Source organism: Vibrio sp. ZF57, assembly GCF_001691235.1.
Taxonomy (GTDB): domain Bacteria; phylum Pseudomonadota; class Gammaproteobacteria; order Enterobacterales; family Vibrionaceae; genus Vibrio; species Vibrio crassostreae_C.
Genome location: NZ_MAKD01000097.1, coordinates 11,989 through 35,597 on the forward strand (window position 1 = coordinate 11,989; position 23,609 = coordinate 35,597).

19 protein-coding genes are annotated in these 23,609 nt (G+C 44.5%); all 19 read left to right on the plus strand.

The annotated features are described in order from the left end of the window. Positions 1 to 2: 2 nt before the first annotated feature. A complete protein-coding gene (locus A6D97_RS14395; protein WP_065584674.1) occupies positions 3 to 1,178 on the plus strand; it encodes an MSHA biogenesis protein MshN in 1,176 nt (391 codons plus the stop codon). Next, positions 1,168 to 2,892, plus strand: a complete 1,725-nt coding sequence (locus A6D97_RS14400; protein WP_017061350.1) for a GspE/PulE family protein — start codon at positions 1,168 to 1,170, stop codon at positions 2,890 to 2,892. The genes A6D97_RS14395 and A6D97_RS14400 overlap by 11 nt, the downstream gene beginning before the upstream one ends. 12 nt (positions 2,893 to 2,904) lie before the next feature. Further along, on the plus strand, positions 2,905 to 4,128 hold the full coding sequence (locus A6D97_RS14405) for a type II secretion system F family protein (protein ID WP_065584675.1): 1,224 nt from the start codon (positions 2,905 to 2,907) through the stop codon (positions 4,126 to 4,128). Between the two features lie 3 nt (positions 4,129 to 4,131). Then, positions 4,132 to 4,587: an MSHA biogenesis protein MshF gene (locus A6D97_RS14410; protein ID WP_065584676.1), complete on the plus strand. Its 456-nt coding sequence runs from the start codon at positions 4,132 to 4,134 to the stop codon at positions 4,585 to 4,587. 79 nt (positions 4,588 to 4,666) lie between these two features. Next, positions 4,667 to 5,242: a prepilin-type N-terminal cleavage/methylation domain-containing protein gene (locus A6D97_RS14415; RefSeq protein WP_065584677.1), complete on the plus strand. Its 576-nt coding sequence runs from the start codon at positions 4,667 to 4,669 to the stop codon at positions 5,240 to 5,242. 35 nt (positions 5,243 to 5,277) lie between these two features. Beyond that, positions 5,278 to 5,757, plus strand: a complete 480-nt coding sequence (locus A6D97_RS14420) for a type II secretion system protein (protein ID WP_065584678.1) — start codon at positions 5,278 to 5,280, stop codon at positions 5,755 to 5,757. Positions 5,758 to 5,899: 142 nt separating this feature from the next. Then, positions 5,900 to 6,391 carry a prepilin-type N-terminal cleavage/methylation domain-containing protein gene (locus tag A6D97_RS14425; protein ID WP_065584679.1) on the plus strand — a complete coding sequence of 164 codons (492 nt, stop codon included), beginning with the start codon at positions 5,900 to 5,902 and terminating at the stop codon, positions 6,389 to 6,391. Further along, the gene (locus A6D97_RS14430) at positions 6,388 to 6,969 is read left to right on the plus strand and encodes a type II secretion system protein (protein WP_065584680.1); all 582 of its coding nucleotides are present in this window, start codon (positions 6,388 to 6,390) and stop codon (positions 6,967 to 6,969) included. The genes A6D97_RS14425 and A6D97_RS14430 overlap by 4 nt, the downstream gene beginning before the upstream one ends. Further along, the gene (locus A6D97_RS14435; protein ID WP_065584681.1) at positions 6,969 to 7,709 is read left to right on the plus strand and encodes a prepilin-type N-terminal cleavage/methylation domain-containing protein; all 741 of its coding nucleotides are present in this window, start codon (positions 6,969 to 6,971) and stop codon (positions 7,707 to 7,709) included. Before A6D97_RS14430 ends, A6D97_RS14435 begins: the two co-directional genes overlap by 1 nt. Further along, positions 7,699 to 8,127, plus strand: coding sequence for an MSHA biogenesis protein MshP (locus A6D97_RS14440; RefSeq protein WP_065584682.1), 429 nt, complete (start codon positions 7,699 to 7,701; stop codon positions 8,125 to 8,127). The genes A6D97_RS14435 and A6D97_RS14440 overlap by 11 nt, the downstream gene beginning before the upstream one ends. A gap of 2 nt (positions 8,128 to 8,129) precedes the next feature. Then, on the plus strand, positions 8,130 to 12,545 hold the full coding sequence (locus A6D97_RS14445; protein WP_065584683.1) for a DUF6701 domain-containing protein: 4,416 nt from the start codon (positions 8,130 to 8,132) through the stop codon (positions 12,543 to 12,545). A 150-nt stretch (positions 12,546 to 12,695) separates the two neighbouring features. Next, complete coding sequence (locus A6D97_RS14450) at positions 12,696 to 13,739, plus strand: rod shape-determining protein (RefSeq protein WP_017062957.1); 1,044 nt, start codon at positions 12,696 to 12,698, stop codon at positions 13,737 to 13,739. A gap of 94 nt (positions 13,740 to 13,833) precedes the next feature. After that, positions 13,834 to 14,721, plus strand: a complete 888-nt coding sequence (gene mreC / locus A6D97_RS14455; RefSeq protein ID WP_004735927.1) for a rod shape-determining protein MreC — start codon at positions 13,834 to 13,836, stop codon at positions 14,719 to 14,721. Further along, the gene (gene mreD, locus A6D97_RS14460) at positions 14,711 to 15,199 is read left to right on the plus strand and encodes a rod shape-determining protein MreD (protein ID WP_017061361.1); all 489 of its coding nucleotides are present in this window, start codon (positions 14,711 to 14,713) and stop codon (positions 15,197 to 15,199) included. Before mreC ends, mreD begins: the two co-directional genes overlap by 11 nt. 7 nt (positions 15,200 to 15,206) lie before the next feature. Beyond that, a complete protein-coding gene (locus A6D97_RS14465) occupies positions 15,207 to 15,830 on the plus strand; it encodes a Maf family protein (RefSeq protein WP_065584684.1) in 624 nt (207 codons plus the stop codon). Between the two features lie 20 nt (positions 15,831 to 15,850). Further along, entirely contained in the window at positions 15,851 to 17,320 is a 1,470-nt protein-coding gene (rng, locus tag A6D97_RS14470) for a ribonuclease G (protein ID WP_017061363.1), read from the plus strand. A 10-nt stretch (positions 17,321 to 17,330) separates the two neighbouring features. Next, a complete protein-coding gene (locus A6D97_RS14475; RefSeq protein WP_065584685.1) occupies positions 17,331 to 21,206 on the plus strand; it encodes a YhdP family protein in 3,876 nt (1,291 codons plus the stop codon). A gap of 94 nt (positions 21,207 to 21,300) precedes the next feature. Next, positions 21,301 to 22,113 (plus strand): carbon-nitrogen hydrolase family protein, encoded by an 813-nt coding sequence (locus tag A6D97_RS14480; RefSeq protein WP_017061365.1) that lies wholly within the window; start codon positions 21,301 to 21,303, stop codon positions 22,111 to 22,113. Positions 22,114 to 22,132: 19 nt separating this feature from the next. Then, positions 22,133 to 23,578, plus strand: a complete 1,446-nt coding sequence (gene tldD, locus A6D97_RS14485; protein ID WP_017061366.1) for a metalloprotease TldD — start codon at positions 22,133 to 22,135, stop codon at positions 23,576 to 23,578. Positions 23,579 to 23,609: the final 31 nt, after the last annotated feature.

Sequence of the window (23,609 nt, forward strand, 5' to 3'; positions counted from 1 at the left end):
TTATGAGCGTCATTAACAACGCCTTGTCTGAATTGGCAAAGAAAAAGTCAGCGACTTCGATTGAAGCGGCAGTCGTACCTAAAGTAAAAACGCGTTCCCCCCTAGTTTGGGTTGTTGCAGGTTTTACTTTGAGCTTAGCGATGGGCGGTTGGGCGATATCGCAAGGCCCTGTGATTGATCAGTCTATTGTTGAGCAGTCAATCTCAACTCGAGATTTACAGGTTCAAGTCTCTGTCGTTGATGATTCAAATGGCATTCAGGAAGTTGCTCAACCTATCTCATCGCCAACTAAGAAATTGGTGACACTAGACTCTGCGATCCTTTCAACAGAAAACACTGCGATGGCAAAAAGCGCTCAATCTAAGCCTAGTGTTTCCGAATCAGTTGTTATGTCTGCCCCAAAAGCGACAAAACAACAAACACCGGCTAAACCTCTAAGCACGCCTAAAACGATTAGGACTGACATCCCCCAACCGATTTACGTTGCTAGTGTGGCAAAAAAAGCCCCTGCGTCTATCTCTAATGAGCCTGTAGCCTCTGGTGATTCAGAAAATAGCGGAATGTTGATCGAACAGGTTGAGTTAACTCCGGAACAGCTATCTGTGAATGCACAAGGTCGAGCTCAGAAAGCGCTTGATGCGAACGATCTTACTGGTGCGTTGAAGGGCTACACTGAAGCTCTACGCTACACGCCACGAAATGAAGATGTCCGTCAGAAACTTGCGATTCTCTATTTTGGTAAAGGCGATACTCGCAAAGCCTATGAGCTTTATCAGTCTGGAATTAAGCTCAACATCAACAGTGAAAAATTGCGATTAGGGTTATCTAAACTGCTGGTTAAAGCGAATCAATCAGAAGCGGCGCTGAGCCCTTTAGTACACATGCCTCCGCATCCAACTCAAGAGTATCTAGCAATGCGTGCGGCGTTGAGCCAAAAATCACAGCAAGAAGAAATCGCACTCGAGAGTTATCAAAAGTTGGTTGAGGTCGATTCAGATAACGCTCGCTGGTGGTTGGGCTTAGCGATTCAGCAAGAACGCCAACTCGACTTCACGGCTGCTAAAGCGTCATACCAAGGTGCGTTAACCAGAGTCGGTATCTCATCTCAATCACAAAGCTTTGTGCGTGACCGGTTAAAAATACTCAATGCTTTAGAGGAGAGCGGCGATGCAAATTAGATTAAGAAAAAGACTTGGTGATTTGCTTGTCGAAGAAGGCATTATCACCGAGGCTCAAGTTGAACAAGCACTGGCCGCTCAGAAAAGTACTGGGCGTAAGCTCGGTGATGCTCTAATTGAGCTTGGCTTCTTGTCAGAACAGCAAATGCTGAGCTTTTTGTCGCAGCAGTTAGCGATTCCTCTTATTGATTTAAGCCGAGCCGTTGTCGATGTTGAAGCGGTACAGCTTTTGCCAGAAGTACATGCTCGTCGCCTTCGTGCCTTAGTGATTGGGCGCCAAGGTGACACTTTACGTGTTGCTATGAGTGACCCAGCCGATCTGTTTGCCCAAGAGTCTTTGCTTGGTCAGCTCGGCGATTACGCGCTGGAATTCGTTGTTGCTCAAGAAAGGCAATTGGTTGATGGCTTCGATCGCTATTATCGAAGAACCAAAGAGATCGCCTCGTTTGCAGAACAGCTTCACGCTGAACACCAAGTTAATGATGCCTTTGATTTCGATATCGCTGAAGAAGATAGTGATGAAGTTACCGTCGTTAAGCTGATCAACTCGCTGTTTGAAGATGCTATTCAGGTTGGTGCTTCGGATATTCATATCGAGCCAGATTCAAACGTATTGCGTCTTCGTCAGCGTATTGATGGCGTACTGCATGAAACATTGCTGAATGAAGTGAATATCGCTTCTGCACTTGTACTGCGCTTGAAGCTGATGGCAAACCTCGATATTTCAGAGAAACGTCTTCCTCAAGATGGTCGCTTTAATATCCGAGCTAAAGGTCAGTCGGTTGATATTCGTATGTCGACCATGCCAGTACAGCACGGTGAATCAGTGGTTATGCGTCTTCTTAACCAGTCAGCAGGCCTACGTAAACTAGAAGAGTCGGGCATACCGAGTGATCTGTTGGTTCGTCTGCGTCAACAATTGCGCCGTCCACATGGCATGATTTTGGTTACCGGACCAACCGGCTCAGGTAAAACAACAACCTTATACGGCGCGTTAAGTGAATTAAACGAACCGGGTAAAAAGATCATTACTGCGGAAGACCCTGTGGAATACCGCCTACCTCGTGTGAATCAAGTTCAGGTAAACCCTAAGATCAATCTCGATTTCTCTACTATCTTGAGAACCTTTCTACGTCAGGATCCCGATATTATTCTTATCGGTGAGATGCGTGACCACGAAACCGTTGAGATAGGCTTGAGAGCTGCACTGACCGGCCACTTAGTATTAAGTACGTTACATACCAATGATGCGGTAGACAGCGCGTTGCGTATGATGGATATGGGTGCTCCGGGTTACTTGGTCGCGAGCGCTGTTCGAGCAGTAGTCGCACAGCGATTAGTTCGTAAAGTGTGTACAGATTGTAAGGTTGAGGATGAGTTAGATGAACCTCGCAAGCAATGGCTGAGCGTCCGTTTCCCTAACCAAGTAGGTGTGCCGTTTATGAAAGGCCGTGGTTGCCAGAACTGTAACTTAACCGGTTACCGCGGGCGAATTGGTGTATTTGAAATGTTGGAGCTAGAGCAAAACATGATGGATGCACTGAGAGCTAATGATGCGGTAGGTTTTGCTCAAAAGGCGAGACAGTCTGAAAACTATAAACCGTTATTGGCTTCTGCGATGGAATTGGCTCTGCAAGGTGTCGTGAGTCTTGATGAGATAATGCATCTTGGCGAAGGTGATGCGTCCGGTGCCACTGACCCAATTTATCTGTAGGGGTAGAATGATATGCCAACGTATCGTTATGTAGGTCGCAGCTCTGATGGTAGTCAAGTAAGTGGGCAATTAGACGCGAATAACGAAGATCTTGCTGCTGAAAGCTTGATGAGTAAAGGGATCATTCCAACCTCTATCAAACTGGGCAAAAGTGGTGGTTCAGTCTTAGATATGGATGTATCGAGTCTGTTCTTTCCGAGTGTACCGTTAGAGGTGTTGGTTCTGTTTTGTCGACAGTTATACAGCCTAACCAAAGCGGGTGTACCACTATTAAGATCGATGAAAGGCCTCACTCAAAACTGCGAAAATAAGCAGCTGAAAGCCGCCTTGGAAGAGGTGGTTGCTGAGCTAACCAATGGTCGCGGCTTAGCGGCGTCAATGCATATGCACCCAAAGGTATTCAGTCCGTTGTTTGTCTCGATGATTGGCGTTGGTGAAAACACAGGCCGTCTAGATCAGGCTTTACTGCAATTAGCTGGATATTACGAACAAGAAGTTGAGACTCGCAAACGAATTAAGACTGCGATGCGTTACCCAACATTCGTGATCAGTTTTATCTTGATTGCAATGTTCATTCTTAACATCAAGGTTATTCCACAGTTCTCAAGCATGTTTGCGCGCTTTGGTGTCGACTTGCCGCTGCCTACTCGTATCTTGATTGGTATGTCTGAGTTCTTTGTGAATTACTGGGGCTTAATGCTTGGAGTGATCTTTGGTCTTATCTTCGCTTTTAAAGCTTGGGTGAAGACAGACAAAGGCTTGGAAAAGTGGGATCGATTACGCTTAAAAATGCCGGTCATTGGCGGGGTAGTGAATCGAGCACTGTTGTCACGCTTCTCGCGTACTTTTGCTTTGATGCTTAAAGCGGGTGTTCCACTGAACCAGTCGCTAGCGCTTTCGGCGGAAGCTTTAGATAACCGTTTTCTAGAGTTGCGAGTTCAAGCCATGAAATCGGCCATTGAAGCCGGTAGTACGGTTTCGTCGACCGCGATTAACAGCGAAATTTTCACACCGCTCGTGATACAAATGATCTCCGTCGGTGAAGAGACGGGTCGTATTGATGAGCTATTACTTGAAGTGGCTGATTTTTATGACCGCGAAGTCGATTACGATCTGAAAACCTTAACCGCCAGAATTGAACCCATTTTGTTAACCATCGTTGCAGGCATGGTGCTGATTTTGGCGCTAGGTATCTTCTTGCCGATGTGGGGAATGTTGGATGCGATCAAAGGCTAGGGAATGCTAAATAACCTACAACGCTCACGTTTTGTTATTTGGACAGTGGTTATTCTTTTTCTTATTGTCGGTGTGCTTTCGGCATTCAAAACGGTAGAAGAAGAAGCGACTAACACGGCATTTATCGTCGCGAGCAAGCGGATTTTAGAGCAAGCCAATTTGTTCAAACAGCAGTATTTGTTATCGGGTGCTGGGCAAGAAGAAGGCTCGGAACCCCCAAAGATCTACAGCAGAACTGGGTGGGTAATGCCTATCCAAGGTACGGAGCGAGACTGTAACTATTGGCTGGATCAATTATATCCTCAAGGGAGTATTTTAGGGCTAAGCTCTCCAAGTATTGAAGATAAAAGTGATAACATACAGTTTCACTGTAGTTATCATTATACTGATAAATATCAGATAGATATATTGCTCGAAAGAGAAAGGTTTAGTGTGAAAGCCAATATTTTGGCTTTGTGAAAATATTGACAGTTTTTTTATGGTTTTATACGAGCACGAATGTATAATGCGCGTTAATAATTAGATGAGTAGGTAGAAAATGCTTAAGAATCAAAAGGGTTTCTCCCTTGTCGAATTAGTCATAGTGATCGTAGTCGTTGGTTTATTGGCGGTTGCCGCCCTACCTCGCTTCTTAGATGTGACAGATGAAGCCAAGAAATCAAGCATTGAAGGCGTTGCTGGTGGTTTTGCGACAGCAGTACTGTCGGCAAGAGCACAGTGGGAAGCAGAAGCTAGGCCATCAGAGAAGATAGGTGTTGAAACATACAATACTGTAAATTATGATGGTGTTGATTTTTGGTTAACAAGATCAAAGAACAGTAACAACGTCGATACTGATTTTCGAGACGGCTATCCGTGGACTCTGAACAACAATTCGAGCACTGCGCCACAAGATATTTCAGATGAAACATGTTCTGAGTTGATGGAAAACTTGCTGCAAAACCCACCTAAAGTTGGTGCGGTTTCAGATGTCGCTAATGACTCAAATTACAAATATTCAGCGCAAGCGAATTCAGCTGATGCAACCTGTACTTACGTTCAATTAGAAGGTAGTACAGAACATGAATTTGTTTACGAAATTAAAACTGGTCGTGTGACCGTAACTTTGCAGTAAGTCTGCGTAAAATTAAACATAGAGAGAGCTTAACTATGAAAAGACAAGGCGGTTTCACCCTAATCGAACTAGTGGTTGTAATTGTTATTCTAGGTATTCTTGCTGTAACTGCGGCACCACGTTTCCTAAACCTGCAAGATGATGCGAAGAACGCAACTCTTGAAGGTCTAGCGGGTGCTATCCAAGGTGCATCTGGCATCATTTACGGTAAAGCTGCAATTGCTGGTATTGAATCTACATCTGGCGCTGTAAGTACTGGTGTTGGTACTCAAGAAATTGAGACCTTCTTGGGTTACCCTGAAGCTACATCCACTGCAATCTCAGCGATTGTTCAAGGTATTGGTACTGATTTTATCTTCATTCGTGAGGCTGATCGTAGCGGTAACACTGCGGGCGTAGCTTACTTTGGTCTAGATAACTACACTTCTAACTGTGTTCGTTACACAGAAGCAAGCGGTACTAACGAAGCCACTGCTGCAATGGTGGCAGACGCTACAAACTGTACTCCAGAATAATTTTATTCAATTTATGAAGGCCAGCTCCTGCTGGCCTTTTTTCTATCTACAACATATAAATATCAAAACTATTCATATACATAAGATCACTACATTCGTTATCTTGTATAATCAGTATTCGCTAGGCAGTTAGAGGCTCATTATGGATAACAGCCCCACACCCAACGGCTTTACTCTGGTAGAGCTGATCATCGTTATCATTATCCTCGGTATTGTTTCCACCTTTGCCGCAAGTCGCTTCGCTGGTACCTCTAGCTATTCTACTTTTACTGCGCAAGAGCAAACCATTTCCGTAATTCGCCAAATCCAAGTCAATCGAATGCAATCGAATGTTTCAGCGGCTAATGACAGTTTTCGCCTTGCTATAAATAGTAACTGTCTAGGCTCTGTCACCGCTTGCAGTTTAAATCTATCGAACAGCGCTCAAAAGTCACAAGCCGATGCGCGTAGTGATTATGTACGTATATCAGACATAACGTTTTCTCCAGCGAATACTGTTATCGACTTTGATTTATTGGGGAACCCTTCAGTAAGTGCTGGAGTGAATATTACTATTAACTCTACTTCTTCAAATAATAGCGCCCAAGTTTGTATTAATTCTCAAGGTTACGTGCGTGAGGGAGCATGTTTATGATGCGCTCCCGTGGCTTCACTCTTATTGAAAGTATTGTGGTGATTATCGTATTGGGCGTTGCTATGGTCACGATTACTAGTTTTTTAGCTCCTCAAGTGGCGGGCTCCGCTGACCTTCAATATCAAAACCGCTCAGTAGCTTTAGGGCAGAGCTTAATGAATCAAATATTGGCACGTGGCTTTGACCATAATAGTGACTTTGACGGAGGGGTAATGCGTTGTGGTGATTTTGAATATAGTGGTTGCACTGATCCCGACAAGCTTGGGGTTGATATTGATGATGGTGAACAAGAAGGTAAGCCAGCAACGTTTAATGACGTGGACGACTATATTGGTTGCTGGTATACGGCTGCGACTGAATCCGCCTGCCTGTCGAGTACTACGAATGAGTTAGCCAATATACTTGATGAACAGATAGATGATAGCTATGCCAATTTTCGGGTGGAAGTATCTGTGTTTTACGATGGCAACATGGACGGAATTGATGACAACACAATTGGCCCGATGAAGCGTGTTGAGATACAGATCTTCGGTGGTAATAATCGTTATAACGTCGTTGCTTATAAGGGGAACTACTGATGAAGCAACGTGGTTTTACCTTAATTGAGATGATTGTAACGATTGTTGTCGTAGGTGTGATTGGTTTAGCGATCGCAGGCTTTGTTGAATACGGCATGAAAGGTTATGTCGACACTATCGATAGACAAAAGGTGCAAGTAAAAGGGCAGTTTGTTGTTGAGAAAATGTCGCGAGAAATCAGTCACGCGGTCCCTAACAGTTTTGATTCGAGTATTACTCCGGCTTCGGTTTTTGCTCAAAAATGTCTTACTTTTTACGCTATTAAATACTCAGGCTTTTATCACCTTGATGAAGCGACAGATGAGCTGAATTTTATTATCGGCCAAGACTCCCCAATACTCGATGCAGATGATTTCCTTATTATCAACCCAACCGCGTACTCTGAGTTGGTGGCTGGTTCAACTAAGCGAATTCCAGTTTCGGGCTTGGTTTCAACCGGTAATGTATTTACGGCTCCTTCTATAAGTATTAGTAGCCACTCAATCGCTCAGCGCCACTATATCTACGATGAAAGTGCCTCTGTGAGTTACTGTTTAGTAAACGATACTATTCAGAATCAAGGTCTAATTCAGCGTAATGGAGTGACCGTTGCGGATAGCATCAATTATGCCGACAGTAATTTTCGTTACGAAGAGCCAAGCTTACAGCGCGGTGGCGTGATTCACATCGAACTTGTGCTTGAGCAAAACAACGAAATCAGTGTTTATCAACAAGACGTGCAGGTACTCAATGCGCCATAGGAAATCATCTCAACAAGGCAGTGTTTTGGTCGTCGCAGTATTTGTTATTGTGGTGATGGGCTTCCTCGCGACTTCTTTAGTGCAAGTTCAGTGGTCAAATCACGATACGTTGACGCGTAAACAACTTGGAACACAGGCTTGGCTATTAGCACATTCCGCTAATGAGTGGGCACTCACTCAAGTTTATCCATTAACGGTTTCGCCTGCGGTTTCAACCAGTGTGAGCACCGTCTGTGGTAACTTAAATTCAAACCAAGTGAGTAGTGGGATGTCGACTATCTGTGCAGTTGAAGAGTTAACTTGTACTCCGATCGGAATTTTAGATGATGTTGGTTTTTTTAAGATTGAATCAACAGCCGTTTGTGGCTCAGGCATTAACCAAGTACAGCGTATTCAAGAAGTTTGGGTGAGGGAGTGAGTATGAAATTATGGGTTGGTCTTTTTAGAGCCATTAAAAATCTTCCTCGTTGTTACGCGAACTTTTTGAAGCTCACTGCAGTCATGATTGTTTTATGTGGGACATCTTTCGTTTCGATAGCTGACGAATTTTCTCCTGAACAATGTAATGATCTAAAAAGACAAGATGGCTTTTCTGTTGCTTTTACTATTCCAAACCCAACTCCTGTCACGATCACTTTTACGTCAAATAACTCTGTAGTTAAATTGTGGTCCAGCGTTAGTGGTAGTAACGCTAAGATAACCGATCAGAACGTGAATCCAGGAGAAAGAGTTCTCCTAATTTATAGACCGACTTCTAATAATGGTAAAAACGGCAGTCTCATTTACAAGCTTGATACAGGCTCTGGATATGAACAGAAACAGACTACTTCAATTGTGATAAACGGTGGTAATGGTACTTTAGAAGTGTCAGGTGATACCGTTGTAGTTGAGTGTGCCGATGGAGAAAAAGAACCAGTCCCTGATTTGGAGGATGTTCAATATGAGTTTGGTTCTATTGAAGGTATGGATTGTACTTATGGTTGTAACTTGTTGTTCCAGAAGCAATATGACAATCCAATTGTATTCTTAATGTCGACTATCGATCCTGATGATATCGTGAATAGTGTGCCAACAAAGGCTAGTGTTGCAACTATTTGGGACTCAAAGAAAGGCGCAACAATAGAAAGTGAATCGGCTGAGAGTTATAGTTCAACCGATCGAATGTCACCTATTTATTATTTTGTTACCGATCCCGGAAGGTTAACATTTTACGATCATAATGGTTCCAAGGTTTATGGTGAAGCTGGAAACATCATAACTTCTAAGGCTCAATGTAAAGGCAATGCCTGTGGCAGTTCTGATTGGGAAACGGTCTCATATCAGGGAGGTGATATTACAAACCCCGTGATCATGGCTCAAGTTCAGGGCAAGGACCGAGATTGGGCCACAACAGCTATCTCTGGTTTAACTAACCAAAAATTTAAGCTTGCTCTAGAGCGTGGTCGACAAGGGCCAACTTCTTCAGCTAAGCAAATCGCTTATTTAGCTGTCCCTACTTTTTCAGGGCAAGATGAGTCTAAAACATCAAAAATAGAGTTTTTCCAAGCGCCTGGTACCTACAACCAAAAAACTGAAATAGAGCCAGGTAAATCTATAGGCTGGTCATGTCTGAATAACGAAATATCACTACATCAAAACTTTAATAAGTTTGGTGTTATTGCTAATAAGCAAACCCGAAATGGTGGTGATGGTGGTTGGCTACGTTATTGTAAGCAGTATGTGAGTGGAGGAGAGTCGCAATTTACATTCGCATTTGATGAAGATGCTACTTCTCTTAGTACTCGTAAACATGGAGCTTATGAATCAGTAGGCTATTTCGCATTTGAAATTCCCGAGGTCGAGATTCCGGTTAACGTATGTAACTTGTTTCCTGAGCCTATCCAAAGTTGGACTGGGGTTGAGAGTTCATTGATTATTAATAATGGGTGGGGCACAACTTTCAATGGCTGGTCTCCCGATTATCTTGATGCTTTTTCAATTGACAATGATCGATCTTGGAGTCCATCTAATCCTGATCCCGAGAGTTTGCTTTTAGTCGGATTTGATTTAGAGGGAGGTACAAATCAAATGTACAACCATGATGTCTGTGGAGATGATTTAGGTTGTGCTGTAGGGAATGAGGATGGTCAACTAAACCGACGAAAGATTGACCATAGTTTGTTGCCTAATGTTCCGAGTCGTTCTGTAACAGAGAGCCTAGCTATTGATAAAAACATCAAGTCTAGATGTGATGCGTCAAACTTGTGTTCATTTGAGTTAGCAGGAGCTAATGCTAATGTGTATATCAATGAAGACTTGAAACGACTATATATAAATGATTTAGGCAATGAGTATCCAGAAATAAGGGTACACCTTAAAGATGGTTTATATATTGATGATTTCGAAATATCAAATGGTAGTGGTTTAGTATTAATTATCCCTGAACAATCATCAGTAACTTTTAATAACTTTTTGGCTTCGGATACAAGCCGAAGTGATTTTATATTTGAAAATAGCTCTAAAATAAATGTAGTTACAAGCTTTAAATTTAATAATAGCGTCGATATTGTTAATGAGAACGCATACCCAATCATTTATGCTCCAGATGCAACTGTACAGTTGAAAGGAAACTTTAGAGGCTTTATTTTAGCGAAAACACTTAACCTGCCAAACTTACTTACAGTGGAAGGCGCAGTTACTGCTGCGAGCGTTGTTTCGCAGAGTGGTTTAGTTATTAATAAACCTGACTATAGCTGTCCACTTCCTCCACTTCCAACTGGTTCTCTTGTCGTTACCCCAAAATATTCTCATGTTCTAACTTGTGAGGTCGCTGAGGTTGAGTTTAAAGTCGTAGATGATGATGGCAACGTGATTAGCACCGTTCAAGATAATTTCACTGCATCACATTCACCAAATTCTACTGGGAAGTGGTGTGAAGATGAGAATGGAAACAGTTGCTCTACATCTTCGGGGGATTACCAAAGTCACTTTGTTAATGGGCAAAAAACTTTGTACTTATCTTCATCTAAGTTAGAGAGTTATGATGCCAGTGGTACTTGGAATGGTGATTTAGAAACGGCTGCATCAAAAATTAACTTTGTACCTTATAAGTTCGATGTTGATGAACAGTTTGTTGTGGCTGGGGATGATTACCTCGTGACGGCAAAGGTATCCTCTTGTAATTCGCAAGATTCTTCTTTATCACAAGATTATGTAGGCACCCCTAAAGTTAGTTTAGGTATCGTTCAACCTGCGAACGGAAATCGTGCGATAACCTTATTAGATTATACGCCTGATTTTGAGGTGAGTGATAACGGTGAAACAACCGATACACTTTCGATTCAAGAATCAGGTCAATTCAAAGTAACGTTGACCGACAACAGCTTTGACTGTAGTGAGATCTCGGGTTGCCCTGAGAGTGGTATTGATAAACTTTCTGGTAGTTTTTTGGTGAATTCTCGTCCTTGGCAATTTGCTATTTGTACGGGCAGCAATTCTGATGGTAACAGCAGTGGTGGGAATGCGTTTGTTGCAGCAGGGGAAGAGTTTGACGTGTTTGCTAAACCAATTCGATTTTCGAGTAACGCTAACCCTTCGTGTAACAATAGCTTAGTAACACAAAACTATTTGCTGTCCTCTGGTGCTGTCGTTGCAACTCATACTCTGGATACACCTAGCAATAATGGTGCAGTGCTTGGTAGCTTAGAGCCTGGCAGCCAATTGACTCAGTCTAGTTCCGATATTAGTCCTAATGATAATGGTTATAAATTCAAAAGTTTAAAGTATTCAGAAGTTGGTAGTATAAATTTTGAAGTGACTGAAGATTCGAGCAGCTTTTACGGCAAGATTCTTGGTGGATTTTCTGGAAGTAAATCAATTGGCCGCTTCTATCCGAAGTACTTCCTGCAAGAGAACCCTGAATGGAATGTCGCGAATCAAAACGACATTGCTTATTTGAGTCAACCTTATGACTCTACAGTTCACCAAGTATATCCAATGGCATCAGGTGAAGGTGATACGGATAATGCGCTTAATAATTACCGATTCTTTAATACAGAACTACAAGCAAAGTTTGGTGTTCTAGATGATAGCAATATAGATAACGGCTTCTTGCTAGATACGGATGCTGGGTCTTGGTCTAATGATCGTAAGCATTGGTTGTTGAACGATAGTGCCTCTGTTCTTCAGCGAGTTACGGATTCAGATGACGTTAGCCGCAGAGATGCACCGTTTAATACTTCAGATGCTAACTCCACTATTACCCACTTTGGCTTGACCGTTGCAGGAGTTGATCCTGTTTCATTTACTGACTCTGATATTTTGACTGATTCTGTCGAGTTTCCGGTCCAGCCTCCAGCTCGTTATGGCCGAATGGCGCTTGATGATATTGGTGGTAATTCCGGTACTACTCTAACTATTCCGCTGCGAACTGAGTTCTGGGATGGCAGCGAGTTTATTGTTAACGAGGATGATGACCGCAGTACCTTCAATGGGGCTAATACTTGTAAACAAGTTATTTGGCACAGTGAAGGGGCGGCAACCACTTTAGTTTCACTTAGCGGTAGTGGAAATGTGGATGATGGAGAAGAAGAGGTCACAGCAAATCAAAATACGCCAGCAGGAACAGACGCGCCACGTGAGCAAGTTCGTCTGTGGTTAAGAATGGATGACTCTGAGCCTGATAGCGATGGCGGAAATAACATCTCATGTAGTGGCAGTGATCAAGATCAACCATGGCTACGTTACAACTGGCGCCAACTGGGTGATGAAGATCCATCCACCGTCGTCACATTTGGTATCTACCGTGGTAACGATCGTGTGATCTACCGAGGTGAAAGTGGCTTAACAGGTCAGTAATAATATAATTTTTGCCCCTTAAGTTAGGAATCTGTAAGAAATTGCGGGTTTCAGTCCATGTTTGTACTTCAATGCCTTGCCGTAACAGCAAGGCATTGGTACATTTAGTGCAATTTTTGTCTTCTAATTCTTGCAGGATGAGCGAAGAATATGTTTAAAAAACTTCGTGGCATGTTTTCAAACGACCTATCGATTGATTTAGGTACAGCCAATACCCTTATTTATGTAAAAGGCCAAGGCATTGTTCTTGATGAGCCTTCAGTTGTAGCTATTCGCCAAGATCGTGCGGGTTCTGCAAAGAGTGTCGCTGCTGTTGGTCACGCTGCTAAGCAAATGCTTGGTCGTACGCCTGGTAACATCTCAGCGATCCGTCCAATGAAAGACGGTGTAATTGCCGACTTTTACGTAACGGAAAAAATGCTTCAGCACTTCATCAAACAAGTGCATGACAACAGTGTGCTTAAACCAAGTCCTCGTGTTTTGGTTTGTGTACCTTGTGGTTCAACACAGGTTGAGCGTCGTGCTATCCGTGAATCAGCGTTAGGTGCTGGTGCTCGTGAGGTTTACCTAATCGATGAGCCTATGGCTGCTGCGATTGGTGCTGGCCTACGTGTATCTGAACCAACAGGTTCAATGGTTGTTGATATCGGTGGTGGTACTACTGAAGTTGCGGTTATCTCACTGAACGGTGTGGTTTACTCGTCTTCTGTTCGCATTGGTGGTGACCGTTTTGATGAAGCGATCATCAACTACGTTCGTCGTAACTACGGCAGCTTGATCGGTGAAGCGACAGCAGAGAAGATCAAACACGAAATCGGTTCAGCTTACCCTGGCGATGAAGTCGAAGAGATCGAAGTACGTGGTCGTAACCTTGCTGAAGGTGTGCCTCGTAGCTTTAGCCTAAACTCAAACGAAATCCTTGAAGCACTTCAAGAGCCTCTATCTGGCATCGTATCTGCAGTCATGGTTGCACTTGAACAGTGTCCACCAGAGCTGGCTTCTGATATCTCAGAAAACGGTATGGTACTAACAGGTGGTGGTGCACTGCTTAAAGACCTTGATCGCCTGTTAACAGAAGAAACAGGTATCCCTGTTGTTGTTGCAGAAGAGCCATTAACGTGTGTTGCTCTAGGTGGCGGTAAAGCTCTAGAGATGATCGACATGCACGGCGGCGATCTGTTCAGCGAAGAATAATATCTAGTGTTAGGCTCTTTTCTTATCTAGTTTTATGTAAAGAGCCTAGGACCTTGTCTATAGGATCAAATGTAGCTCTAGGACCAAATATAGAATGAAGCCAATTTTTGGTAGAGGTCCCTCTCTACAATTGCGCCTGTTTTTTGCTGTAATTTTATCAGCCAGCCTTATGCTGGCTGATAGTCGTTTAGATGCTTTCTCAAATGTTCGCTATCTATTAAACAGCATGGTTGCGCCTATTCAATATGCAGCCAACTTGCCTCGCACTATGTTCGATGGTGTTTACGACCGTTTTAGCACTCGCAAAGGGTTAATTGAATCTAACCATAATATTAAACGAGAAGTCTTGCGTCTGAAGAGCGAGCTGATTCTGCTTGAGCAATATCAAGAAGAAAACAAGCGCCTTCGTAAGCTGTTAGGCTCGCCGTTTATCCGTGATGAGAAGAAAGTCGTCACAGAAGTTATGGCGGTAGACACTTCACCATATCGCCATCAAGTCGTGATCGACAAAGGTCAGATTGATGGGGTGTATGAAGGTCAGCCGGTGATCAACGAAAAAGGCATTGTCGGCCAAGTCACTTTCGTTGCTGCTCATAATAGTCGTGTATTACTACTCACTGATGCAAACAATGCGATTCCTGTTCAGGTTATTCGTAATGACATCCGTGTGATTGCTTCGGGCAATGGCATGATTGATGAGATCCAGCTAGAGCACATTCCAACCAGTACCGATATACAAGAAGAAGATCTGTTGGTGACATCAGGTCTTGGTGGGGTATATCCAGAAGGTTATCCAGTCGCCTATGTTACGGCCGTTGATTACGACCCGAAACGTGAGTTCGCTGTGATTAAAGCAGAGCCTGTGGTTGAGTTCGATAAGCTCAGATACCTGTTGCTTGTATGGCCTGATGAAAACAAACAGATGCAAGCGGATCAATCGAGCATAGAACAAGCATTGTTAGAGGGCGAAGATGGCCAATAGCGTTTTGAGAAGCAAGGTAGTAATTTTCTGCTCATTTTTAATAGCACTGATTCTGCAGACGATCCCTTGGCCTGGTAGCTTAGATTTATTTAGACCATCTTGGTTACTGCTGGTTACGTGTTACTGGGTTTTGGCTCTACCGCATCGTGTTAACGTGGGTAGTGCTTTGATTTTAGGCTTATTGTGGGACCTTTTGATCGGCTCTACTCTGGGTATTCGAGGCATGATGATGGCAATAGTGATGTACATTATTGCGATGAACTTCCTCGTCATTCGTAACATGGCGTTATGGCAGCAAGCGATGATCATTGCCGCGTTAACGGTCTTGTTTGAGGTGTTGATCTTCTTTGGTGAATATTTGATCCAAGATGTTGTTTTCAATCCGTTATCGTTATGGAGCGCATTGATAAACTGTATACTTTGGCCTTGGATGTTTTTATTAATGAGACGCGTGCGTCGCCATTGGCATGTGAGGTAGCGTGACGATGGAAAAGAAACATTTAGTTTTGGCATCCGGCTCTCCACGCCGCAAAGAATTGCTATCTCAACTCGGTTATGAGTTTTCTGTCCTCGTAACCGATGTTGAAGAGTGTAAACACGCTCAAGAAACCGCCGAAGAATATGTTAAGCGACTATCTTTAGATAAAGCTTTAGCTGCGTTGTCTTTATTGAAAGATAACCCTTCTGAAAGGCAGCATGTCGTTCCTAGTTCTGATACTGTAGATCATGGCTCTGATATAGTCGTTCTTGGTTCTGATACCGTCGTTGTTAGTCAAGGGCAAGTACTTGAGAAGCCCTGCGATTTTGCTGACTCTAAGCGTATGCTTACTCAGTTAGCGAATGAACGTCACCAAGTGATGACGGCGGTTTCTGTGGTTTCAGAAGAAAAACAAAGAACAGAAATCATTATTACCGACGTATGGTTTAAACCCCTCAGTGAAAAAGAAATAGAACAATACTGGCAAACAGGGGAGCCATGCGATAAAGCCGGTAGCTATGGGATCCAAGGTTTGGGCGGACGCTTTGTTACCCGAATTGAAGGTAGTTATTACGCCGTTGTCGGCTTACCTTTATTTGAAACGGACCAGCTACTGCAAGAATTCTTATAATTACTAATCTGAGGTGCACCATGAGTGCTGAATTGTTGCTGAACGTGACCCCGAGTGAAACTCGTGTGGCCATGATTGAAGGGGGGGCTCTTCAAGAGATCCATGTCGAACGAGATGCTCGACGCGGTATCGTAGGAAATATCTATAAAGGACGTGTAAGCCGTGTTCTTCCGGGAATGCAGGCGGCTTTTGTGGATATAGGCCTTGAGAAAGCAGCTTTTTTACACGCCTCTGATATTGTCCCACACACTGAATGTGTCGCTGAAAACGAAAAGAAACAATTTCAGGTTCGTGATATTTCAGAGCTTGTCCGTCAAGGGCAAGACATTGTGGTGCAAGTGGTCAAAGACCCTCTTGGTACTAAAGGTGCTCGCTTAACCACTGATATCACTCTACCGTCTCGTTATCTGGTATTTATGCCGGGCGCAAGTCATGTTGGTGTATCTCAACGTATCGACAGCGAGTCTGAACGTAACCGTCTTAAAAAAGTCGTGTCTCGTTACTGTGACGAACACGGTGGCTTCATCATCCGCACAGCAGCAGAAGGTGCAGATTCAAATGAGTTGGCACAAGATGCCGCATTCTTGAAGCGATTATGGCTAAAAGTATTAGAGCGTCGTGGTAAGCACAAGGCGCGTACTCGTTTGTATGGTGAGCTTTGCTTAAGCCAACGTATCTTACGTGACTTCGTCGGTACTGAGCTGAGCAAGATTCAGGTCGATTCTCGTCTAGAATATGAAAACCTAAAAGAGTTTACCTCTGAATACGTGCCTGAGCTGACAGACAAGCTTGAGCTGTATGAAGGTGATAAGCCTATCTTTGATATGTACGATACCGAGAACGAAATTCAGCGTTCATTGGATCGTAAAGTCGAATTAAAGTCTGGTGGATATCTGATTATCGACCAAACTGAAGCGATGACCACGGTTGATATCAACACTGGCGCGTTTGTTGGTCGCCGTAATCTAGAAGAGACGATTTTCAACACCAATGTAGAAGCGACTCAAGCGATTGCTCGTCAGCTGCGTCTACGTAACTTAGGTGGCATCATCATTATCGACTTTATTGATATGTTGTCTGAGGAACATCGTAAGCGAGTACTAACTTCTTTAGAGGCTGCGCTCGACAAAGACCGTGTGAAAACCAATATTAATGGCTTCACGCAGCTTGGGTTGGTTGAGATGACTCGTAAACGTACTCGTGAAAGTATTGAGCATATCCTATGTTCGAGCTGTCCTGCTTGTGAAGGCCGCGGCAGTGTGAAGACAGTTGAAACCGTTTGTTATGAAATTCTTCGAGAGATCACGCGAGTGAATCGTGCGTACGACGCCGATAAATTTGTGGTCTATGCGGCAGCTGCCGTAGCTGAGGCGTTAGAGGGCGATGAATCTCATGCGCTTGCGGAGCTTGAAGTCTTTATTGGTAAGCAAGTTAAAATCCAGGCTGAGCCTCTGTACATACAAGAGCAGTTTGATGTTGTTATGATGTAATGGAAATTTTGTGAGCTCAAGCGTTACTCTGATTCTACGTGCATGTTTATGGTTAGTGGTTACTCTCTTAGTAACGCTAGCCATTGCCGTTACTACACTGCGTGTAGCCTTGCCCAATTTAAACAAGTATCAATCTGAAATTGAGCTTTGGGTAAACCAACACTCCGGTTTTGATTTTTCGATTCAAGATGTGGGCGGTTTTTGGCGTAACACTCACCCCTCTATTGCTCTGAAAGGCGTTAAAGCTAGCCTCCCCAATGCAGAAGATGTGACCTTCTCTGTTGAGCGTGTTGAAGTCGAGTTTGACTTGATTCAATCGCTCGTGCAGATGCGCCCGGTTGTGGCCGATCTAGTCATGAATCAAATGTATCTTGATATCCGCTCAATTGATCTGTTTGCCGGACAAAATGGCAAAGACGAACCTACAGATCCCGAGTCTTCCAAGCGAGTGATACAAGAGCTCGATAATTTACTGCTAAAAACACTCGTCGATGTAACTGCAAAAGATTCTTCTATTCTTTATCACTCTGTTTCGGGTGAAGAACGTCAGCTCGATATAGAAACCTTAAAATGGCAAAATTCAGACAAACATCACCTTGCTGAAGGTGTGGTGAGTATCAAAGATGCCAATCTAAACTCTCTGTCAGTGAGTGCTAACTTTGTTGATGGTGGGTCACTGACTGATGTGACTGGTGAGTTTTATGTCAGTGCCGACAGCATTTCTGTTAAGCCATGGCTTACGCATTATATGCAGGCGGAATCCGGCATTGAAACGGGTACTGTGAGCTTGAATAGCTGGCTTACACTGCGCAATAGCAAACCGGTAAGCGCTTATGTTGAGGTTTTACCCTCAGAACTGGCGTGGAACGAAGATGGCGAGCATGACCTCATACTTGAGTCTGGTGTCTTTAAGTTGTCGCCGACGGATGATGGTTGGCAAGTAAATGGTCACTCACTAAACCTTAGAACGGATGACACACCTTGGCCGGAACTCGACGTAGCGTTCAAGTGGAATCAAGGTCCATGGCAACTCAACATTTCTGAGCTGGATATTGCGACTATTACTCCGTTGATTAAGCTGCTGCCTGACTCTGAACAATCAACCAAAATGATTAACGTATTGGCGCCGGGCGGCTCTGTTTCTGATATCCGTGTTTCCATGGGTTCGGGAATTGACAGTTTACGTTATTCAGCCAGTTTTTCTGATCTTGCTATCGAGCAGTGGGAACTAGTCCCAGGCTTTAGCCAAGTGTCCGGTAGTGTGTTTGGTTCGGCCTCGGAAGCGAAAGCTAGCCTGCATGTTATTGACGATGTGTTCCCTTATGGTGACGTATTCCAAGCGCCTTTGAATATCAAACAAGGTCAGGTTGATATTGTTTGGCAGCAAGATGAAAACGGCTGGAAGCTGTGGTCAGACAAAATCACAGCTGCCACCCCCGATTTACAAGTACTAGGCGCATTCCGCTTAGACTTCCCAAAAGATGCGAGCCCGTTTTTATCCTTCTACGGCGAAGCGGACGCTTACAATGTCGGTGAAACATGGCGCTACTTACCTACACTGGCTCTTGGGCAAGATCTAACAGACTACCTTTCAACTGCGATTCAAGCCGGTAAAGCGGATACCGTAAAACTGTTGTGGCATGGTGATTTGTCTCAATACCCATACACTAACCACGATGGTATTTTCCAGGTTTGGGTTGGCTTAGAAGATGCGAAATTCAGCTTTGATACCGCGTGGCCACTGATTACTGATCTTCAGCTTGATCTGTTGTTTGAAAATGATGCGATGCATCTGGATTCTCGCTCAGCTCAACTGATGGATGTGACGGCAGATCGAATCACAGGACGCATTCCTTATTTAGGGGAAGGCGGCCATATTGAAATTGAAGCTAAAGCGACGGCGTCTGGCAACGCAGTACGCGATTACATGACGTCTTCGCCACTGGTGGGCTCGGTAGGCGCAGCCTTAACCGCACTTCAAGTGAGTGGTGATGTATCTTCGGAGTTCCAGCTGAATATTCCGTTTGATTCTGAAAAAGAAGCAAGAGCATGGGGTTACGCCGACTTAAGTGGCAACCATGTTGAGATTGAAGCGCCGCCAATGGTGCTCGAGAACACCACGGGTCGAATTGAATTTGATAATGACGTAGTGACGGCAAATGGCCTCGCTGCGGATCTGCTTAACCAAGGTATCTCGCTTGATTTTAAGGGCCTTAATGATGGTCCTGGCTATGCAGTTGATATTGATGTGTTAGGTGATTGGGACGTCAAGCCTCTAGAACCTTACATCGGTGAGCAATGGTTAAGCCGCTTATCAGGTCATGCGCAATGGCAAAGCCAGATTGATATCCAGCTGAATGATATCGGCTTTACCTACCAACTAGACTTACAGTCAGACCTAAAATACTTGGCGAGTGATTACCCATACCCATTGGCGAAAAAATCACTAGAAAGTGGCTCTGCAAGGCTACAGGCATCGGGTAACCAAGAGACGATTACCGCGCGCCTGCAATTGCCAAACACCAAGTACCAAGCTGAGATTGATATCACAGGCGACGTGCCTGAGTTAACGGCGACCAACTTAGTGCTTGGTCGCGGTGGCTACAAAATTAGCCCGGTGGTGGGCCATCACGCCCTGATTCGTACAGACAAATTCAATGCCGATGATTGGTTATCGGTTGTAATGGAACCGGTAAAGCCTTCAACGGCTGTACTTAGTCAAATGAACACGCCAACCATACCTGCGCCAAGCCGTATTACCTTTGAGAGTAAAGAGCTGATCTTGGGTGGTATCTCTTGGAATGACGTCGATTTTAGTGCTAGTAAGAACAAACAGGCGTGGCAAATGGAAGTGTCTAGCCAAGAGCTAGAAGGGGATATTAACTACCTGCCTCCTTATGATTTGACAGTTTCACTGGATCGTCTGCATCTGTTTGTTCCTGAGTGGAGTGATAAGAACAACCAAGATCAGCAACTGCTGCAACGTAAAGAACAAGCTGCGCCATTGATATCCAAATTGGATAGAGAGATCCACGATGCGATGCCAAACCTGACCCTGACGCTGAACGACTTTTGGCTGCAAGGCTACAAGGTGGGTAAGGTCGATGTTGAAATGACGAGGAACGAAGATCGTATCGAGTGGAACAAAATCCAGGTGCGAAGCGGCGGTAACAAAGCGGATGTGAGTGGCTGGTGGGAACTGCAAGGTGACAAGAGTCATTCATCGTTAACCGTTGATGTTGAAGGTGAAAACAACAGCGAGCTCATGGAGCGCTTTGGTATTACTTCCGGGATTCAAAAAGCGCCATTCGCGTTGGAAGGTCAACTAAATTGGGATGGTTCGCCTTGGGGAATCAAAATGGATACCCTTGATGGCAACGTTAAAACCAAGTTTGGTAAAGGCATTATCTCGGATGTGAGCGGCGCAGCTCGATTACTTGGCCTGTTTAGCCTAGATTCGATCATCCGTAAGATGCAGCTCGATTTCTCAGATGTGTTTGATAAAGGTATGGCCTTCAACAGCATCACCGGAACGGGCGAGATTCAAAATGGTATCTTCCTGACCAATGATCTGAACATGGATGCGGTCGCAGGTGAGATGAAAATCAAAGGTATCGCTAACCTCAACACGCGTCAGGTTGATGCTGAGGTGAACTTTACCCCAGATATTACCTCGGGTATTCCCGTATTAACGGCCTTTGCGGTAACCCCTCAAACGGCGCTGTACGTATTGGCGGTGACCACGGTTATCTCGCCAGTTGTGGAAGTATTTACCCAAGTAAATTATTCGGTGAAAGGACCATTGGATTCACCAACGGTGAGCGAACTTTCTCGTAGCTCTGGCGAGTTTCAACTGCCAGAGAAGCTGAGAAAATTAGCCGAATAGGCCTTAAATTAGCCGAAAAGACCTTATGCCCGAGTCAGCGAATATACGGTGAAATGCTGATTTCTGAATCATAATGAATGGAGGAGCGATACACATGGATTGTGTTGGGTTGATTCAAATGACATCTGGCCCCAGCCCTGAATTGAACTTTGAGTACCTTGCTCAAGAAGTTGCAAAGTGCAAAGAGTTGGGGGCTAAGTGGGTTGTTTGCCCTGAAAACGCGTTAGTTTTTGGCAGTAAAGCCGACTATCACCAGTGTGCTGAGCCTTTTAATGATGGCCCACTGCAAAAGAAAATCTCTGAGCTAGCAAAGCTTCACAGAATTTGGATCGTCATTGGCAGTATGCCGATAAGCACAACTAACGGAGTGACGACCACCACCTTGGTGATTGATGATTTTGGTTGCCTCGTTGCTCATTACGACAAGCTACACATGTTTGATGTGGATGTCGCTGACGCCCATAAGTGCTATCGAGAGTCGGATATTTTCACTCCGGGCAACCAAGTTGTGACAGCGGAAACGCCTTTTGGTCGCTTAGGTTTGAGTATTTGTTATGATGTGCGCTTTCCACACTTGTATTCAGAGTTACGTAAGCAAGGGGCACAAATCATTGTGGTGCCTGCGGCTTTTACAGCGGTAACGGGTCAAGCGCACTGGGAAGTACTATTAAGATGCCGCGCGGTTGAAACACAGTCGTGGATTGTCGCGGTAGGTCAAGGCGGAAAACACCCTTGCCAAAGAGAAACATGGGGACACTCAATGGTGGTTGATCCATGGGGACGAGTGGTCGCACAGTTAGACCAAGATCCTAAAAGTATGGTGGTTGAGATAGACACATCCAGTTGCGAGTCCATTAGGCAAAATATGCCCATCGCGCAACACTCTCGATTTACCAATCAATTTTAATTACAAACAAGAGCCATCTATGAGCATTAATCAAATTGAAGAAGCGCTACTGAACCCGACAGGGCTTACGGAGCAAAATATCGCAGATACATTGGCGAGTATTGCTACCCGCCAAATTGATTATGCTGATATCTACTTTCAGTCAAGCTGGCACGAATCTTTAGTGCTAGAAGACAGCATTATTAAAGACGGCTCTTTCAATATCGATTGCGGTGTTGGCGTTCGTGCAGTATCTGGTGAAAAGACTGGTTTTGCTTACTCTGACCAAATCCAATTGGATGGTCTTAAGCAGAGCGCAATTGCGGCTCGTGGTATTGCTAAACAAGGTCAAAACGGCAAGGTTCAAGCGTTCAAACGCAACTCTAATCAAGCTTACTATGATGCAGTTAACCCGCTTGCGAGTTGGGAAAAACAGCAGAAAACAGAATTACTAAAATCATTAGATGCTTACATTCGCACTAAAGAGCCGATGGTGACTGAAGTATCGGTGAGTTTAAGTGGTGTGCATGAGCAGATGCTGGTTGCTGCGACTGATGGCACTTACGCTGGTGATATTCGTCCGCTGGTTCGCTTGTCTATTAGCGTACTTGCACAGAAGGGTGATCGTCGTGAGCGTGGTAGCGCTGGTGGTGGTGGCCGTTTTGGTTACGACTTCTTCTTAAGTGATGACAAAGGCACTCAAGTTGCTTACCAATTTGCGGATGAAGCGATTCGCCAAGCATTAGTTAACCTTGAAGCAGTGGCTGCGCCTGCTGGTGCCATGCCTGTGGTTCTTGGTTCTGGTTGGCCGGGCGTTCTGCTGCATGAAGCGGTAGGCCACGGTTTAGAAGGCGACTTCAACCGTAAAGAGTCGTCAGTATTCTCCGGCAAAGTTGGTGAGCAAGTAACTTCAAGCCTATGTACGATTGTCGATGACGGTACATTAACGGATCTACGCGGTTCATTGAACGTCGATGATGAAGGTGTTAACGGTCAGTACAATACGTTAATCGAAAACGGCATCCTAAAAGGTTACATGCAAGATAAGCTGAACGCTCGTCTAATGGGTGTAGCACCGACAGGTAATGGTCGTCGTGAGTCATACGCGCATCTTCCAATGCCACGTATGACGAATACATACATGCTACCGGGCGAACACACACCGGAAGAGATCATCGCGACGGTTGAGAAAGGTATCTACGCACCGAACTTCGGTGGCGGTCAGGTCGATATCACATCAGGTAAGTTCGTATTCTCAGCGTCTGAAGCGTACATGATTGAAAACGGTAAGATCACTCACCCAGTGAAAGGCGCGACGCTAATCGGTTCTGGTATCGAAGCGATGCAGCAGGTGTCTATGGTGGGTAACGACCTAAGCATCGACCGTGGTGTGGGTGTGTGTGGTAAGGCTGGTCAAAGTGTGCCAGTGGGTGTTGGTCAACCAACATTGAAACTAGACTCGCTAACCGTTGGTGGTACTGAGTAATTCAGACTAACCTCTGCCGACTTACTTCAAA